Here is a 16,597-nt window from a genome sequence, read left to right on the forward strand (position 1 = left end):
GGTCGGTCGCAGCTCGCTGTCGGGAGTGCTGTCGTCGTTGTGGGCGAAGTCCGCGCTCGTCGCCTCGGCGAAGTCGGGCATCGGAACGTCGACGACCCGGATGTTGCCGGTCGACGGGTGCAGCGGGCTCACCACGGGCTCGACGGCAGCCTCGTCGTCGAACGACGCGGATTCCCGCTCTCCTCGTCGACGTCGAAGGGCGTCGAGCAGGTCTGCCGTCTGATTGGAGTCTGCTCGAAGGGGCTGCTGTGTGCTCGTCGGCGCGAACCGCGAGGGCGACACGGCCTCCTTGAGGTCCTCTGCGACGAATGCACCGCTGTCGAACCTCGACGCGTCGGGCTCAGGCGCCTGCGCGACGGCCCGCAGTCGAGGAACCAGCGCCGTCGGCACGTCGCCCTGCTGGGAGAGGGTCGTCGCCTCGCTGTTGAGCGGGGAGAGGGCGAGCTTGCGCGGGTCGAAGCTCCAACGAGCGTCGTGGTCGATCTGGTCGGATGTGAAGGCGAGCTTGATGACCCAGCCCGTGGCCGGATCCTTCCAGCTGGCCCAGCGCTCGTTGATTGCCCCGATCGCCGACAGACGTGAGCGAATCACCGTGCCGAAGCTCGTTCCACCAGCGACCTGGCCGGTGTCCATTGCGGTGTGCACGGGAACCCCGAGCGCCGAATCCACCATGTGCTCGCGTTCCGCGATGATCGGCCGCTCGTACTTCTCGACGTACTCGACGTCCATACCGGTGACGGACGCGACATCCTCCGCCGACATACCGGAGCGGATCTGGTCTTGAATCTCGCGCGGCGACAGCTTGCGACCGACCGAGTTGTCTGGCGATGTCTGGCGCAGTCGCGACTGCAGCACCTCGTCGATGGGTATGCGGTACCGTTCGCCGTCGTCTGATGCCACAAGGAGTGCGCCGTTCTCCACTCCGATTACCCTGAGATCTTGCATTGAGTCGCCCTCCAGCGCTCTCGATTCGCGTCAAGGATGCCACGCTAAGGGCAGAATTCGGGGAATAGACCGGGCGGGTCGCGGGTTGCACACCCAGCGACGACGACACCTGGCAATGGGTTTGCGAATAGCCAGCCGATCATGCAGACTGTGCGCGCCGATTTCGTTTTCAATAGGCAATCAAGAAGTGGATGGGCATGGCAACCGATTACGACGCTCCCCGTAAGACCGACGACGACGCTGAGTCGATCGAGGCACTGAAGGAGCGCGTTCCTGACAAGACCTCGGGCTCGATCGACGTCGATGACGCCGACAACCCCGGCAGCTTCGAGCTCGAGGGCGGCGACCTCTCCGACCACGACCTCGATGTCGTCGTGCTTCCTCCTCAGGCAGACGAGTTCACCTGCGTGAACTGCTTCCTGGTGAAGCACCGCTCGCAGATCGACCACCAGACCAAGCTTGGTCCGATCTGCGCGGAGTGCGCAGCCTAGACGGCCGTCAGGGCGGCCACGAGTTCCTCTGGCCGCCTCGTCGATACGAGCCAGTACGGCGTGGGGTCGTTCGCATCGTCAAGCTCGATCCTGACGACGGGGGAGACCCAGCCGCGAATGAGCAGCCACGCGCGCGCGTCGAGGCTTCGGCCACGCTGCATCGTCGCGTCCTCGCCGAGGTGGGCCGTCGCTCCAGCCACCACGGAGCGAGGAAGGCGTGCGCGCCCAGCCACGAGCTCGGTGTCGGTGACCTCGATGCGCGGTGACGCGAGCAGGAGCATGAGTACGCATCCCAGATACAGCCCGATAGCCGTCGCGATGCCGGCCGGCACACTGATCGGGAGGAAGACGAGGAAGCTGGCTGGAATCACGAGGGCAGTGGCGATGAACAGCCACGGCGACGGCCATAGCCTCTCGCTGAAGGTGGTCATGGCTCCATTTGACCAGACTTTCGAAGGCCGACGGCTTCTGCACTAGCCTTCTGGGGTGGCAGATAGCGTCGAAGTACTGATCACGGCAGAGACTGTGCCGTCCTATGCGCATCCTGGCGACGCCGGTGCAGACCTCCGGTCCACCGATGCGGTCGTGCTCGAGCCGGGTCAGCGTGCGACGGTTGGCACCGGGGTGTCCATCGCGCTGCCCGACGGCTATGCCGGATTCGTGGTTCCCCGCAGCGGACTTGCGTCGAAGCACGGCATCACCGTGGTGAACAGCCCGGGAACCGTGGATGCCGGCTACCGCGGCGAGATCCGCGTCACCATCCTGAATACAGACAGGTCAGAGGCGTACGCTGTCGCCGTCGGTGATCGGATCGCGCAGCTCATCGTCATGCCCGTGACGCGTGCGACGTTCATTCCCGTCGACACGCTGCCGGGCAGCCATCGTGGTGAGGGCGGCTTCGGCTCGACCGGCTACTCCGACCCCACACCGGATTCACAGAAGGAAGGCAGCGCGTGAGCGACAGCCCATTCGACACAACAGGACCCGTCGAGACGATGGGCGACGCGAAGTCAGCTCCGCCGGACCGCGCGAGTGCTGGTCCCCTCGACGAGAGCGAGGCGAACGCCGTTCGGCCGTATGTCGACCTCGGTGGCGTCAAGATCCTCCCGCGCGCAGACCTCCAGTTGCGACTGGAGGTGGAGGAGGGCAGCAAGCGCGTCGTTGCGGTCGGTCTCGACTACGCCGGCTCGACGCTGCAGGTGCAGCCGTTCGCCGCGCCGCGCAACAGCGGACTGTGGCATGAGATCCGCGCACAGATCATCGACCAGATCCACAAGCAGGGCGGAACGACCCGCGTCGTGACCGGCACCTTCGGCCCGGAGGTTCAGGCGCAGATCCCGGTCTCCGCACCAGGCACCGCAGGCGGCAACCGCCTCGCACGCTTCGTCGGTGTTGACGGCCCGCGCTGGTTCCTTCGCGGCGTTATCGCCGGGGAGGCGATCGTGGATCCCGCGGCCGCGGCCAAGATCGAGGAGCTGTTCCGCAGCATCGTCGTGGTTCGCGGCAGCACGCCGATGCCCCCACGCGACCTCATTCCCCTTCACATGCCGCCGAGTGGTCCGGCCGGAAGCTGATGGCAGAGAAAGAGCCAGACGTCGGCGAGGCCTTCGAGGCGGCGGTTAAGAAGTCGAATCTCGGGAAGGTCTCGACCGACGAGGCGCCAACCGGAACGGCTATCCTGACGGCAATCGGCGGCGTCCGCGGGCTCGTCGAGTCGATCCTTCCGAGCTTCGCCTTCCTCGTGGTGTTCCTCGCCACCGAGGGTCGCCTGCCCGACCAGCAGCAGCTGATGGCCGCCGCCCTTGTGCCGCTCGGCCTAGCCGCGGTTTTCGTCGTCATCCGCATCGTGCAGAAGGCCCCGGTCACCCCGGCGATCACGGGGGCCGTCGGCGTCGGCATCACGGCATTTCTCGCGATCGCGACCAACAATGCCAACAACAACTTCGTGCCGGGCATGCTGCTCAATGCGGCACTCCTGGTCGCGATGGTCGTGAGCCTCGTCATCCGTCGTCCGATCATCGGGTTCGTCGTTGCCGCTCTGCTCGGGGAGCGGGCTGCCGGATGGCGCGAGAAGCGCCGTGCGCGCCGTGTGCTGACCAGCGCGACGTGGCTGTGGGTGGCCCTCTTCGGCATCCGTCTCGCTGTCGAGGTTCCGCTCTACATTGCGGGAGAGACCGCAGCGCTCAGCACCGCCAAGCTCATCCTCGGCGTGCCGTTCTACGCGCTGGTGCTCTGGATCACCTGGATCATTGTGCGGAGCCTCTATCCGCCAGCCGACACGTCGACAGCACAGGCGCCAGCCGACGAGGCGACAGCGGCAGAGTAGCCAGTGGCACCGAAAGTATCTTGACGTCGAGATATATACTTGCAGCGGAGTCCCCTCCCGCAGGGTCTGCTCGTGCACTGCAGGCTTAGGCTTGCCTTGCTGGCAGCGGTGCCTGCTGGCAGCGAGGATTGACCGCGCAGTTCAGAGGGTTCGCAGCAAGGGAGACGGCATCATGTCCGCAATTGACAGCTTCGGATCGAAGCACACGCTCACGCTCGACGGCACAGACTACGAGGTCTTCCGGGTCGACACGGTTCCGGGCCACGAGAAGCTCCCGTTCAGCCTCAAGGTGCTGCTCGAGAACCTGCTTCGCACCGAGGATGGCGCCAACGTCACCAAGGGTCAGATCGAGGCCCTCGGCTCCTGGGTTCCGACCTCGGAGCCCGACACCGAGATCCAGTTCTCTCCCGCCCGCGTCGTCATGCAGGACTTCACCGGCGTGCCGTGCATCGTCGACCTCGCCACCATGCGTGAGGCTGTGGCCTCGCTCGGGGGAGACCCCACCAAGATCAACCCGCTCTCGCCAGCCGAGATGGTCATCGACCACTCCGTCATCGCCGACCTGTTCGGCACGGAGAACGCCCTAGAGCGCAACGTCGAGATCGAGTACGAGCGCAACGGCGAGCGCTACCAGTTCCTGCGCTGGGGCCAGACGGCCTTTGACGACTTCAAGGTCGTTCCGCCGGGAACGGGCATCGTTCACCAGGTGAACATCGAGTACCTGGCGCAGGTGACGTTCACGCGCACCGTCGACGGCATCCTCCGCGCCTACCCCGACACATGCGTCGGCACCGACTCGCACACCACCATGGTCAACGGCCTCGGCGTGCTCGGCTGGGGCGTCGGCGGCATCGAGGCAGAGGCGGCCATGCTCGGCCAGCCCGTCTCCATGCTCATCCCCAAGGTCGTCGGCTTCAAGCTCTCTGGCGCCATCCCGACCGGGGTGACGGCAACGGATGTCGTGCTCACGATCACCCAGATGCTTCGCAAGCACGGGGTCGTCGGCAAGTTCGTCGAGTTCTACGGCGAGGGCGTCGCCCAGGTTCCCCTGGCGAACCGCGCCACCATCGGCAACATGAGCCCGGAGTTCGGCTCGACGGCCGCCATGTTCCCGATCGACGACGTCACCCTCGACTACCTTCGACTCACCGGTCGCAGCGACAAGCAGGTCGCACTCGTCGAGGCCTACTCCAAGCTCCAGAAGCTCTGGCATGACCCGGCGGTCGAGCCGGTGTTCAGCGAGTACATCGAGCTCGACCTCTCGACGGTCGTGCCGTCGATCGCGGGGCCGAAGCGCCCGCAGGACCGCGTCGAGCTGAGCAACGCGAAGAGCCAGTTCGAGATCGACCTCAACGCCTACGCGTCGATGGACCACTCGAAGGTCGACGAGGCCATCGAGGGCACCTTCCCGGCCTCCGACCCGATCGGGCTCACTCCAGAGGATGAGGAGTCGGCCCACGAGGTCGCCCACGTCTCTCACAGCCCCAGCACCGTCTCGCACCCCTCGAAGGTCACCCTCGAAGACGGCACGAAGTTCACGATCGACCACGGCGCCGTCGCGATCGCCGCCATCACGAGCTGCACCAACACCTCCAACCCGAGCGTGATGCTCGCGGCCGGCCTCCTGGCCCGCAACGCGAGCAAGAAGGGCCTGAAGTCCAAGCCGTGGGTCAAGACCACCCTCGCGCCCGGCTCGAAGGTCGTCACCGACTACTACGCCAAGGCCGGCCTCACCGAGTACCTCGAAGACCTCGGCTTCTACACCGTCGGCTACGGCTGCACGACGTGCATCGGCAACTCCGGTCCGCTCATCGACGAGATCTCGGCAGCGGTGAACGAGAACGACCTCGCCGTCACCGCGGTGCTCTCCGGTAACCGCAACTTCGAGGGTCGAATCAACCCCGACGTGAAGATGAACTACCTCGCGAGCCCACCGCTCGTCATCGCCTACGCCCTCGCCGGGTCGATGAACTTCGACTTCGAGAAGGACGCCCTCGGCACCGACACCGACGGCAAAGACGTCTTCCTCGCCGACATCTGGCCGGATGCGGCCGAGGTGCAGGCGACGATCGACTCCTCGATCGACACCGACATGTTCGACACCCAGTACGCGGGAGTCTTCGACGGCGACGAGCGCTGGCGCTCGCTGCCGACGCCGACCGGTGCGACGTTCGAGTGGGACGCGGAGTCCACCTACGTTCGCAAGCCCCCGTACTTCGACGGCATGACGATGGAGCTGACCCCGGTCACATCCATCACCGGCGCGCGCGTGCTCGCGACCCTCGGTGACTCCGTCACCACCGACCACATCAGCCCGGCCGGCAACATCAAGGGCGACACTCCAGCCGGCAAGTACCTCGACGCCCACGGTGTCGAGCGCAAGGACTACAACTCCTACGGATCGCGCCGCGGCAACCATGAGGTCATGATCCGCGGAACCTTCGCCAACATCCGTCTCAAGAACCAGCTCTTGGATGGCGTCGAGGGCGGCTATACCCGCGACTTCACTCAGGATGGCGGCCCCCAGTCGTTCATCTACGACGCCTCCCAGAACTACCAGGCGGCAGGCACGCCGCTGGTCATCCTCGGCGGCAAGGAGTACGGCTCCGGCTCGAGCCGCGACTGGGCGGCGAAGGGAACCTCGCTGCTCGGCGTGAAGGCTGTCATCACCGAGAGCTTCGAGCGCATCCACCGCTCCAACCTGATCGGCATGGGCGTGCTCCCGCTGCAGTTCCCCGCCGGCGAGACCTGGGCCTCGCTCGGTCTCGACGGAACGGAGTCGATCACGATCACCGGCGTCGAGGAGCTCAACGAGGGCCGCACCCCGAAGACGCTCCACGTTGTCGCTGAGCCGACGGCCGACTCGGCGGAGGGCAAGCAGACCGTGGAGTTCGACGCAGTGCTGCGCATAGACACGCCCGGTGAGGCCGACTACTACCGCAACGGCGGCATCCTGCAGTACGTGTTGAGGTCTCTGGTTTAGGCTCCCGTTATGGGAATTCTTGAGGGCATCAGCGGCCCTCGCGACCTCGACGGCCTCAGTCAGGCGCAGATGGGCGAGCTCGCGGACGAGATCCGCGAGTTCCTCGTCGCCAACGTGTCGAAGACCGGCGGCCACCTTGGGCCGAATCTCGGTGTCGTCGAGCTCACGCTCGCCATCCACCGTGTGTTCGACTCTCCGCGAGACGCCATCGTGTACGACACCGGGCACCAGACCTACGTGCACAAACTGCTGACGGGCCGACAGGACTTCACCGGGCTTCGCCAGCTCGGCGGCATCGCCGGGTACCCTCAGAGATCCGAGTCGGTGCACGACATCGTCGAGAGCTCGCACGCCTCGAGCTCGCTGAGCTGGGCCGACGGCATCTCACGCGCCTTCACGATGACGGGTCAGGCAGATCGCCACGTGGTCGCTGTCGTCGGAGACGGTGCTCTGACGGGCGGAATGACGTGGGAGGCTCTCAACAACATCAGCGACGACAACAGTCGCAACCTCGTCATCGTCGTCAACGACAACGGCCGCTCCTACGCCCCGACCATCGGCGGCATGGCGCACTTCCTCAACAACGTTCGCACCCGACGCTCCTACCGCAACCTCTACTCGTCGAGTCGCAAGTTCTTCAGCATGTTCGGCGCGCCGGGCCGCGCCTTCTACCGCGGAATCCGCGGAGGCACCCATGGGTTCCTCGCCCGGTTCACCAATAACGAGGCGCTCTACTCGAACCTCGACATCAAGTACCTCGGCCCGATCCACGGCCACGACCAGCGAGCCCTCGAGGAGGCGCTGCAGCAGGCGAAGAACTACGGCGCGCCCGTCATCGTGCACGCGATCACGGAGAAGGGCCGCGGCTATGAGCCCGCCCTGGCCGATGTCGCCGACCAGTTCCACGCGGTGGGCCAGATCGACCCGGAGACGGGGGAGCCGATCGAGATCGCGAGCAAGCCGTCGTGGACGAGCGTCTTCGCCGACGAGGTGGTGCGTCTGGCCGACCTGCACCCCACGCTCGTCGGTATCACCGCGGCTATGCTGCGACCGGTCGGCCTGCACAAGTTCGCAGAGAAGTACCCGGAGCGCGTGCTCGACGTCGGCATCGCAGAGCAGCACGCCGTCACCTCGGCCGCTGGACTCGCCTTCGGCGGCCTGCACCCCGTTGTCGCGCTCTACGCGACCTTCGTCAACCGGGCCTTCGACCAGATCCTGATGGATGTCGGCCTCCATCGCGCTGGCGTCACCTTCGTGCTCGACCGTGCCGGTGTCACCGGTCCCGACGGCCCGAGCCATCACGGCATGTGGGATCTCGCGCTGCTCCAGGTTGTTCCCCACATCCGCATCGCGGCTCCTCGCGACGCCACACGACTGCGCGAGGAGCTGGCGGAGGCCGTGCTGGTCGAGGATGCCCCAACCGTGCTGCGTTTCTCCAAGGGCAGCGTCGGCAACGAGTTCGACGCGGTCAGGCGCACGGATGACGGAGCCGACATCCTGCGCGAGGCGGCCCACAAAGACGTGCTCATCGTCACCGTCGGGCCGATGGCGACCATCGGACTCCAGGTGGCAGAGCGACTTGCCGCGCAGGGGATCGGGGCAACGGTGGTCGACCCGCGCTGGGTTGTACCCGTGCCGGGCAGCATCATCGAGCTCGCCAAGGACCACCGCATCGTCATCACCATCGAGGACGGCGTGCGCGTCGCCGGTATCGGCACCCGGGTGCGACAGGACCTCCGTGCCGCCGGCGTCGACACTGCGGTGACGGAGCTCGGGCTCCCCGACGAGTTCCTCGACCATGGCACGCGGGAGGAGATCCTCGAGCGCGTCGGACTCACTCCGCAGCAGATCGCCCGTGATGTGGTGTCGCAGGTGCTCGGCAGCAAGATCCCCATTGCCCGCCCTCTTCCCGGCGATGACGACGACCGCACTCCAGACTCCTCATTCGAGTCCGATCACGAGGACCGCCGTTCGTGAGGCTCGGTTCTGCCCTTCTCGTCGGGGCGCTCGTTGCGCTGGCCGCCACAGGCTGCGCGGGTACTCCGCAGCCGAAGCCGACCGCATCGGCCACCGTCGACGCATCGGAGCAGTCGGACATCAACGGGGAGTGGACGCTGACGCGAACCGTGGTCTCGTCTGACGACACACTCAATCCGGCGCGCGCCGCTGCCGCCGTGAGCACGCGTGCGCTCAGCTTCTTCGACATCACCTGCTCTGGCGGCCCCTGCACCGGGTCCGTACGCAGCGGGCCGACCACAGCTGTGCGCGACACGACCACGTTCGAGTCAGCGGGTGACGTCATCCGCTACGAGTTCAGCGGGTTCCTCAACTGCCTTCGTCAGGACACCGGAGCGGTGCTCGTTGCCAATGGCTACGCCTATACCGCCGCAGTGGAGTTGACGGTGCTCGCCAACGAGGCCGCTGACGAGTCCAAGGCCTCGACCCTGGAGGGAACGATGACCCTCACCGACTCTCTGACGCCGGAGGCAATCGAGGCGGGCTGCGCCCGTACGCCAGCCTCCACCACAACGGAGTACACGCTCACCGCGGTTCGCGCGGTGGCGGAGGCCGCGCCGGTGACGACGACGACAGCGCCCACCAGCAACGGCCCGCCGATCGACCCCAACGCGGGTTCGACCGGCGAGTAGCCGTTGAACTGGCCTACAGTCCGCGAATAGGCGGGTTGTGGAACGTGCCGCCGAATGCGCGCTCAGACGCTCCGACACGGTCGAGGTACGGTGTCGCGCCACCCATCTGGAACGGGTAGCCTGCGCCGAGGATGAGGCACAGGTCGATGTCTTCCGCTGCATCGACGACCTTGTCGTCGAGCATGCGCTTGATCTCGTCAGCGAGGCCGTCTTCGATGCGCACCTGCAGCTCCGCTGCGGTCATCGGCGTGGTTCCCCCTGCGACGATCTTGAGGGCCTCCTTGTCGATCCCGGTTGCCTTGCCCTTGGCGTCGCGACCGAAGATCCGCCCGAGCTCCGCCAGCTTGTGCAGGTTCTTGCTCTCGAAGAAGCGGTCAGGGAACGCGGCGTGGTGCGTATCGAGCACGTGCGCACCGACCTTGAGCCCGACGAGTTCGAGCAGCTCGAACGGGGTCATCGGCAGCCCGAACGGACGGGTCGACTCCTCGACAACCTCGAACGGCGTTCCGGTGTCGACCGCGTGCATGGCCTCGCCGAGCACCTTGGCGAGGATGCGGTTGACCACGAAGCCCGGTGTGTCCTTGGTGATCACCGCGTTCTTGTAGAGCTTCGCCGCCGTTGCCATCGCCGTGGCGAGCGACTCATCGTTGGTGTGCGGGGTGCGTACGACCTCGATAAGAGGCATGACCGCAACAGGATTGAAGAAATGGAACCCGACAACACGCTCCGGGTGTGCCAGCTTCGACCCGATCTGCTCCACCGACAGGGATGACGTATTGGTGGCCAGGATCGCCTCCGGCGAGATGTACTGCTCCACCTCGGCGAAGACGTTCTGCTTGGCCTCGAGCTCCTCGAAGATCGCCTCGATCACCCAGTCGCAGGCCGCGAAGTCTGCTTTGTCGGTCGTGCCGGTGACAAGCGCCTTCAGCTGGTTGGTGTCGTCGGAGTTCAGCCGGCCCTTGGCGGCAAGGGCGTCGATCTCATCGTGGATGTACTTGACTCCCTTGTCGACGCGTGCCTGGTCGAGGTCGGTGATGACGACCGGCACCTTGAGGCGTCGCACGAACAGCAGCGCGAACTGCGAGGCCATGAGGCCAGCACCGATGATGCCGACCTTCGTCACCTTCCTGGCGAGCGCCTTGTCAGGTGCCCCAGCCGGCCTCTTCGCCCGCTTCTGCACGAGGTTGAACGCATAGATGCTCGCGCGGAACTGGTCGCCGGAGATGAGATCGGCAAGTGCCTTGTCTTCAGCGCGGAAGCCGGTGTGCTTGTCGGTGTTCCTCGCGGCCTTGAGCAGCTCAAGGGCCGTGTACGGTGCTTTCGCGACTTTGCCGATCTTGCTCTCAAGTTGCTTGGTCGCAATGTCGATGGCGATCGGCCACTTAACGGTTCGCTCGATCTTGCCCGGCTCGTTGGGGCGCTTGACCTTGACGGTTCCGGCGATCACGCCGTCGGCCCAGCGAATCGAGTCCTCGAGGAAGTTCGCCGGTTCGAAGATCGCGTCGGCGATGCCGAGGTCGAACACGTCCTGGCCCTTGAGGGTTCTGTTGTTCTTCAGCGGGTTCTCGATGACGACCTTGAGAGCGTTCTCGATGCCGATGAGGTTCGGAAGGAGCCAGGCGCCGCCCCAGCCCGGGATGATGCCGAGGAACACCTCGGGAAGCGCGAGCGCCGCGATCGAGCGGTCGACAGTGCGGTAGTCGGCGTTGAGCGCGATCTCCGTGCCGCCGCCGAGCGCGAGTCCGTTGATGAAGACGAACGACGGAACACCGAGCTCACTCAGCTTGCCGAGCGTCCAGTGGCCGAGCTCTGCCATCTGCTTGGCAAACTCGTGGCTCGGGATGTCGCTGACCTTGCTGAGGTCGGCCCCCGCCGCGAGGATGAACGGCTTGCCCGTGACCGCGACGCCGTGGATCTCGCCGGCGGCAGCACGTGCCTTCTGCGCATCGAGGGCGGCAGAGAGCTCGAGCAGGGTGACTGGCCCGAGGGTGCTTGGCCTCGTGTGGTCGCGACCGTTGTCGAGGGTGAGAAGGGCCAGCACTCGTCCGTTGGAGAGCGGCACGTCGCGCACGTAGGAGTGCGTGACGACCTCGTCGTCTGACAGGGCCGTGAGACCGGAGAAGTACTCCGGGGTGAAGTCGTAGGCCATCTCTACTTGCCCTTCTTGCCGTCGAAGTGGGGGTTCTCCCAGATGATGGATCCGCCCTGGCCGAGGCCGACGCACATCGCCGTGACGCCGTAGCGAACGTGCGGCAGCTCCTCGAACTGACGGGCGAGCTGGATCATGAGGCGAACGCCGCTGGATGCGAGCGGGTGTCCGATGGCGATAGCCCCGCCCCACGGGTTGACCCGGGGGTCGTCATCGGCGATGCCGAAGTGGTCGAGGAAGGAGAGAACCTGAACGCTGAACGCCTCGTTCAGCTCGAACGCGCCGATGTCGTCGATCGTCAGGCCCGCCTTGCGCAGCGCCTTCTCGGTGCTCGGCACCGGTCCGAGGCCCATGACCTCCGGGTCGACTCCGGCGAAGCCGAAGCTCACCATGCGCATCTTGAAGCCGAGATCGAGCTCCTTCGCGGCCTGCTCGCTCGCGATGAGCGAGACGGTGGCGCCATCGGTCAGGGGGGAGGAGTTGCCTGCCGTCACGCGGCCGTGCGGGCGGAAGGGTGTCTTGAGGGCTGCGAGGCCCTCCATGGTGGTCTCCGGGCGGCGACCCTCGTCTTCTGTGGCGAGCCCCCATCCGGCCTCGCTCTTGATGGCGACGGGCACGAGATCCGGCTGGATCTTGCCGGCGTCGTAGGCGGCCTGCACCTTCTGCTGGCTGAGCATGCCGAAGCGGTCTGCCCGTTCCTTGGTCAGTGCAGGAAAGCGATCGTGCAGACGTTCCGCCGTGTTGCCCATGTTGAGGGCGTCTGGGCTCACGAGCTTCTCCGCGAGGAACCGCGGGTTGGGGTCGGCGTCCAGTCCCATGGGGTGGCGGCCCATGTGCTCCACGCCACCGGCGATGCCGATGTCGTAGGCGCCAAACGCGATGGCGCCTCCGATCGTGGTGACCGTGGTCATCGCGCCGGCGCACATGCGGTCGAGGGCGTAGCCGGGAACAGAGGTGGGGAGCCCCGCCAGCAGAGCCGCCGTGCGGCCAAGCGTGAGACCCTGATCGCCCTGCTGCGTCGTCGCAGCGATACCGACATCGTCCACACGGTCTTTCGGGAGGTTGGGGTTGCGGTCGACGAGGCCGATCATCGCCTTGACGATGAGATCGTCAGCCCTCGTGTTCCAGTACATGCCCTTCTCGCCGGCCCGTCCGAACGGGGTTCGTACTCCGTCGACGAAAACGACTTCAGCTCTCTCGGCCACAATGCCTCCACTAGTAGACGTACTCCAAGGATTTTAAGCGCGCCTGATTTGGGGGCTGAATCCTTTGACTGTTCCTACGAAGCGGGAAGCTCGGCCTCTTCGGGGCTTTGGCTCGCATCTACAAAGGCATCGTGGATTACCTGTGCAGTTGCGTCAATCTGCCACGCGCGCGCACCCAGTTCGCGGAGCTCCGCGGCGATGGCGTCTATGGAAACCTCCACCGGTGGGGCCCAGGCGAGTCGGCGCAGCGTGTCTGGTGTGAGGAGGTTCTCTAGGGGGATGTTGAGGTTCTCTGAGACGACCGTCACGGCCGCGCGCGCCGCCTTGAGCCGCCGGTCAGCCTCGGGGTTCTTGTCGGCCCAGACACGCGGGGGAGGGATCGCCTCTCCCGTGCCGCGCAGCGTCGGAATGTCGGTCGATACAAGCCCCGCCTCGATCGCCGCCCACCACCGGTCGAGCTGCGTCCTGCTGGCGCGGCCGGTGAACTCCTTGCGGGAGGCGAGCTCGCGCTTGGACTCCGGCAGGGTCTTGGCAACCGCGGTCAGTGCTGCGTCCGGGATGAGACGACCGGGCGCGGTGTCGATCTCGCGGGCGTACTGGTCTCTGGCGTTCCACAGCTCACGGGCGACCGCGAGATTGCGCCCGCCCCGCACGGAGTGCACGCCGTTGAGACGGCGCCACGGCTCCTGCCGCACGATGACGAAGTCACGGGCGAGCACTGCGCGGAACTCCTCGTCGGCGATCTGGGTCTTGCCATCACGCTCGAGGATCGCGCCGAGCGCCTCCCGGAGGTCGACGAGCAGTTCGACGTCGAGGGCCGCATACACGAGCCATGCCTGCGGAAGGGGACGGGTCGACCAGTCCGCGGCGGAGTGCTCCTTGGCGAGGTGGATGCCGAGAAGCTCCTCGACCACGGTGCCGAGTCCGACCCGGGCAAGCCCGGCAAGGCGGGCAGCGAGCTCCGTGTCGAACAGGCGCTGAGGGTCGATGCCGACCTCTCGCAAGCACGTGAGGTCCTGGCTTGCCGCGTGCAGTATCCATTCCTCGTCGGCGAGGGCGTCGTTGAGCTCGGTGAACGATCCGACAGCCGGCGGGTCGAACAGGAAGGTGCCAGCGCCACGACGGAACACCTGGATCAGGTACGCACGCTGTGAGTAGCGGTACCCGGATGCCCGCTCTGCATCGATCCCGATCGGCCCCGTGCCGGCGGCGAGGGCATCGACCGCAGCGAGGTACTCTGCCCGGTCGGTGATGACGTCGACCGCGTGGTGCGGTGCCTGGACGGCCGGAACGGTCTCGTTCGCAGTCGTCTCGTCGTTCTCGCTGTTAACCACGACCCGCCTTGTGTGCTGACAACAGGCTTGCGCCCTCTACCGGTGGTAGACCAGCCAGCATACAGAGCAGTTCGCCCCACGCCTCGACATGGGTGCTGAGCTGATGGCTTCTGGGGCTCCACGAGGCACGCAGCTCGATCTGCGCGACGTCGGCCTGGGTCGCGAGCTCGCCGAAGCCGGTGGAGAGGGTCTTGGTCGCCGTGCCGGACGCGGACTCGTAGGCGGCACCGCGGGAGTCGAGGGCATCGAGCAGCCACGACCAGGCGACGTCGGCGATGAACGGGTCGACGCCGATCTCTGCCTCGAGCGGTGCCTGGGCGAAGCAGACCACGCGGAACGGCCCGCCCCACGCATCTGGCTCCTCCGGGTCGTAGAGCAGCACGAAACGGCCGGTGCCGAGGTCGGAGTCAGAGCTGTGGCGTGCTGGAACGACATCGGCGGCAAGGGCAATTGACCACGGGGCGAGCCCTGCCGGCGCGGCGATCTCTGTCACGACGAGCTCTGCCCGTGTCACGGCGGCGTGCACCGAGTCCAAGGCCGCGCGGAATGGCGCGGGGACTTGCACTTCTTGAGTGTCAGGCACAGGTGAAGACTAGGCTTTCTTGCTACTTTTCTGGAGAGGCACGCCGTTTTCGGTCCGTCGAAGCCTAGGGGAGCACTGCATGGCGCACACACGATCACGGCCGCCTCTGGGGGTTCGTGTCGGCATCGGCATCGGGGTGGGAGTCGCCGCCGTGGCGGTCGTGAGCGCCATCGCTGCTGCGGCCGCGAGCGTGGTGGTCGCCCGCAAGGTCGTCGAGGTACCTCGGAGACGCGACGAGGACATCCGCATCCTCGCGCTGACGGCAACCACCATCACCCTCTCCGCGACCGATGACACGAGAACGCCGGGTAGATACGGACTCCTCTTCGACCAGGGCGAAGGCCACATCCGCATCGGCGCGATCCTCTCCATGGATGAGCACACCGTCACGAGGGAGCTCGTCGCCATCGACCGCGGCGACGCTGCGACAGCTACCAGGGCCCGATTCAGCGGCTGGTTCTACCTGTCGCCTCGCCAGCTCGAGGTGCCCGTCGAGGACGTTGCGATCGACTCCCCGCTCGGTGCCGCACCGGCGTGGCTGATTCCGGCGGAGGGCGACGGTGACCGCTGGGTCATCCAGGTGCACGGCCGCGGAGTAACCCGTTCGGAGACCATCAGGGCCGTCCCGGTCTTCCGAGCCGCCGGTTACACGTCGCTGCTCATCTCCTACCGCAATGACGGCGTGGCACCCGACAGCCAGGACCGCCGCTATGCACTCGGCGGAACCGAATGGCGAGACCTCGAGGCCGCGCTCGACTTCGCCGTGGCACGCGGTGCTCGCCAGATCGTGCTCATGGGCTGGTCGATGGGAGGCGCGACGTCTCTGCAGGGTGCGATCCTCTCGAAGCACCGTGCCCTCATCCGCGGCCTGGTGCTGGAGTCCCCGGTGATCGACTGGCGCAGCGTGCTGCACTTCCAGGCCGGTGCGATGGGGGTGCCGTACGTCATCCGCGGTGGGGTGCTGCGTCTCATCGGCTCGGAGTGGGGCGGGGCCTTCACCGGCCTCTCGCAGCCGATCGACCTCGACGCCCTCGATCTCGTGACCCGGGCAGAGGAGCTGACGGTTCCGACCCTTATCCTTCACAGTGCCGATGACGGCTACGTGCCCGTCGATGCATCGCGTGCGCTCGCCGCCCTCCGCCCCGACATCGTGACCTACGACGAGTTCACTGTTGCGCGGCACGCCAAGCTGTGGAACTACGACGAGCAGCGCTGGAACGGAGCCATCCGCTCCTGGCTGCACGCGCTCGATCAGGCACCCGCCTCGATTCAGCCCGAGATCGACCAGCGCGCGTAGAGCCCGCTCGACTCGTCGCGGAGCAGGCTCGTGAGCACGGCGTTCCGTTCGGCGATCGGGGTGCCGCCAAGCACAGGGAATGGCGCTCCGCCGATTCTCGGACTCGTGGCAAGGCAGAACTCCTGCACAAGGCCGGCGTCTACGAGCTGCGCCGCCAGCCCTGGCCCGCCCTCGCAGACGATCGAGGTGAGGGAGAGGGATCGCAGCGCCCCGATGACCGCGGCCGGCGCGATGCGGCCGTTGGTGTCGTCGACGACCAGCAGCTCGGGGTTCTCGATTGTCAAAGCGACTCTCTCGGCTGCCGAGGCCGGGCAGATCACGATGGGGGCAGGGCCGTCGGTGCGTTCGAGGCGGTGCCCGGCGAGGTCGCCGGTCGAGGTGACGATGGCGATTCGGGAGCGCCGCGGCTGAAGGTAGCCCTCGGCCCGCACCGATTCCGCGCCGATCAGCACCACGTCGGCGAGTTCGCTGATGACGCCGAGGATGCGGCGGTCCGCCGGGGTGTGGCGCACATGCAGGAAGCTCAGGGCATCCAGCAGTTGCGCCATGAGCGCCGCGGCATCCGGCAAGGGGAACCTGCCGTGGCGCTGCAGGAGGTCGCGCAGCGTCTCTCCCGGAACGTACTCCAGGACCGCG

General features: G+C 66.5%; 15 protein-coding genes. 8 read left to right on the forward strand and 7 right to left on the reverse strand.

The features are described 5' to 3' along the window. Positions 1 to 945: septation protein SepH (gene sepH / locus AC14A7_RS00485; protein ID WP_484005902.1), on the reverse strand; the 945-nt coding region annotated here is incomplete at its 3' end. A gap of 197 nt (positions 946 to 1,142) precedes the next feature. Between sepH and AC14A7_RS00490 the strand changes: the two genes are divergently transcribed. Continuing rightward, the gene (locus AC14A7_RS00490) at positions 1,143 to 1,436 is read left to right on the forward strand and encodes a DUF4193 domain-containing protein (RefSeq protein ID WP_484005903.1); all 294 of its coding nucleotides are present in this window, start codon (positions 1,143 to 1,145) and stop codon (positions 1,434 to 1,436) included. Here AC14A7_RS00490 and AC14A7_RS00495 read toward each other — a convergent pair. Then, complete coding sequence (locus AC14A7_RS00495) at positions 1,433 to 1,867, reverse strand: DUF3093 domain-containing protein (protein ID WP_484005905.1); 435 nt, start codon at positions 1,865 to 1,867, stop codon at positions 1,433 to 1,435. The two genes, AC14A7_RS00490 and AC14A7_RS00495, sit on opposite strands and share 4 nt — an antisense overlap. 55 nt (positions 1,868 to 1,922) lie before the next feature. Between AC14A7_RS00495 and dut the strand changes: the two genes are divergently transcribed. From dut to AC14A7_RS00525, 6 genes are all read left to right on the forward strand, one after another. Further along, positions 1,923 to 2,393 carry a dUTP diphosphatase gene (dut, locus tag AC14A7_RS00500; protein ID WP_484005907.1) on the forward strand — a complete coding sequence of 157 codons (471 nt, stop codon included), beginning with the start codon at positions 1,923 to 1,925 and terminating at the stop codon, positions 2,391 to 2,393. A 38-nt stretch (positions 2,394 to 2,431) separates the two neighbouring features. Next, on the forward strand, positions 2,432 to 3,010 hold the full coding sequence (locus AC14A7_RS00505; RefSeq protein WP_484005924.1) for a DUF3710 domain-containing protein: 579 nt from the start codon (positions 2,432 to 2,434) through the stop codon (positions 3,008 to 3,010). Further along, on the forward strand, positions 3,010 to 3,762 hold the full coding sequence (locus AC14A7_RS00510) for a DUF3159 domain-containing protein (RefSeq protein ID WP_484005909.1): 753 nt from the start codon (positions 3,010 to 3,012) through the stop codon (positions 3,760 to 3,762). Before AC14A7_RS00505 ends, AC14A7_RS00510 begins: the two co-directional genes overlap by 1 nt. Positions 3,763 to 3,934: 172 nt before the next feature. Next, positions 3,935 to 6,745, forward strand: a complete 2,811-nt coding sequence (gene acnA, locus AC14A7_RS00515) for an aconitate hydratase AcnA (RefSeq protein ID WP_484005911.1) — start codon at positions 3,935 to 3,937, stop codon at positions 6,743 to 6,745. 9 nt (positions 6,746 to 6,754) lie between these two features. Next, positions 6,755 to 8,722 carry a 1-deoxy-D-xylulose-5-phosphate synthase gene (gene dxs, locus AC14A7_RS00520; protein WP_484005913.1) on the forward strand — a complete coding sequence of 656 codons (1,968 nt, stop codon included), beginning with the start codon at positions 6,755 to 6,757 and terminating at the stop codon, positions 8,720 to 8,722. Continuing rightward, complete coding sequence (locus AC14A7_RS00525; protein ID WP_484005914.1) at positions 8,719 to 9,393, forward strand: hypothetical protein; 675 nt, start codon at positions 8,719 to 8,721, stop codon at positions 9,391 to 9,393. The genes dxs and AC14A7_RS00525 overlap by 4 nt, the downstream gene beginning before the upstream one ends. Positions 9,394 to 9,406: 13 nt before the next feature. On the opposite strand, the gene AC14A7_RS00530 is transcribed toward AC14A7_RS00525, so the two are convergent. From AC14A7_RS00530 to AC14A7_RS00545, 4 genes are all read right to left on the reverse strand, one after another. Continuing rightward, positions 9,407 to 11,542, reverse strand: coding sequence for a 3-hydroxyacyl-CoA dehydrogenase NAD-binding domain-containing protein (locus tag AC14A7_RS00530; protein WP_484005916.1), 2,136 nt, complete (start codon positions 11,540 to 11,542; stop codon positions 9,407 to 9,409). A gap of 2 nt (positions 11,543 to 11,544) precedes the next feature. Further along, entirely contained in the window at positions 11,545 to 12,747 is a 1,203-nt protein-coding gene (locus tag AC14A7_RS00535) for a thiolase family protein (protein ID WP_484005918.1), read from the reverse strand. Positions 12,748 to 12,821: 74 nt separating this feature from the next. Beyond that, positions 12,822 to 14,000, reverse strand: coding sequence for an HRDC domain-containing protein (locus tag AC14A7_RS00540; protein ID WP_484005926.1), 1,179 nt, complete (start codon positions 13,998 to 14,000; stop codon positions 12,822 to 12,824). Between the two features lie 73 nt (positions 14,001 to 14,073). After that, positions 14,074 to 14,646, reverse strand: a complete 573-nt coding sequence (locus tag AC14A7_RS00545) for a DUF3000 domain-containing protein (protein WP_484005920.1) — start codon at positions 14,644 to 14,646, stop codon at positions 14,074 to 14,076. A gap of 97 nt (positions 14,647 to 14,743) precedes the next feature. Here AC14A7_RS00545 and AC14A7_RS00550 point away from each other — a divergent pair, with 97 nt between their 5' ends. Continuing rightward, positions 14,744 to 15,961 (forward strand): alpha/beta hydrolase family protein, encoded by a 1,218-nt coding sequence (locus AC14A7_RS00550; protein ID WP_484005922.1) that lies wholly within the window; start codon positions 14,744 to 14,746, stop codon positions 15,959 to 15,961. Here AC14A7_RS00550 and AC14A7_RS00555 read toward each other — a convergent pair. Continuing rightward, on the reverse strand, positions 15,934 to 16,597 hold a 664-nt coding region (locus AC14A7_RS00555; protein WP_484005923.1), incomplete at its 5' end, for a dihydrofolate reductase family protein. The two genes, AC14A7_RS00550 and AC14A7_RS00555, sit on opposite strands and share 28 nt — an antisense overlap.

Source organism: Conyzicola sp. (assembly GCF_057073975.1).

Bases quoted from the DNA above. Each gene is read 5' to 3' on its own strand.
- AC14A7_RS00490 (WP_484005903.1), top strand. From the start codon at position 1,143: ATGGCAACCGATTACGACGCTCCCCGTAAGACCGACGACGACGCTGAG.
- AC14A7_RS00495 (WP_484005905.1), bottom strand. From the start codon at position 1,867: ATGACCACCTTCAGCGAGAGGCTATGGCCGTCGCCGTGGCTGTTCATC.
- AC14A7_RS00505 (WP_484005924.1), top strand. From the start codon at position 2,432: ATGGGCGACGCGAAGTCAGCTCCGCCGGACCGCGCGAGTGCTGGTCCC.
- AC14A7_RS00510 (WP_484005909.1), top strand. From the start codon at position 3,010: ATGGCAGAGAAAGAGCCAGACGTCGGCGAGGCCTTCGAGGCGGCGGTT.
- acnA (WP_484005911.1), top strand. From the start codon at position 3,935: ATGTCCGCAATTGACAGCTTCGGATCGAAGCACACGCTCACGCTCGAC.
- dxs (WP_484005913.1), top strand. From the start codon at position 6,755: ATGGGAATTCTTGAGGGCATCAGCGGCCCTCGCGACCTCGACGGCCTC.
- AC14A7_RS00530 (WP_484005916.1), bottom strand. From the start codon at position 11,542: ATGGCCTACGACTTCACCCCGGAGTACTTCTCCGGTCTCACGGCCCTG.
- AC14A7_RS00550 (WP_484005922.1), top strand. From the start codon at position 14,744: ATGGCGCACACACGATCACGGCCGCCTCTGGGGGTTCGTGTCGGCATC.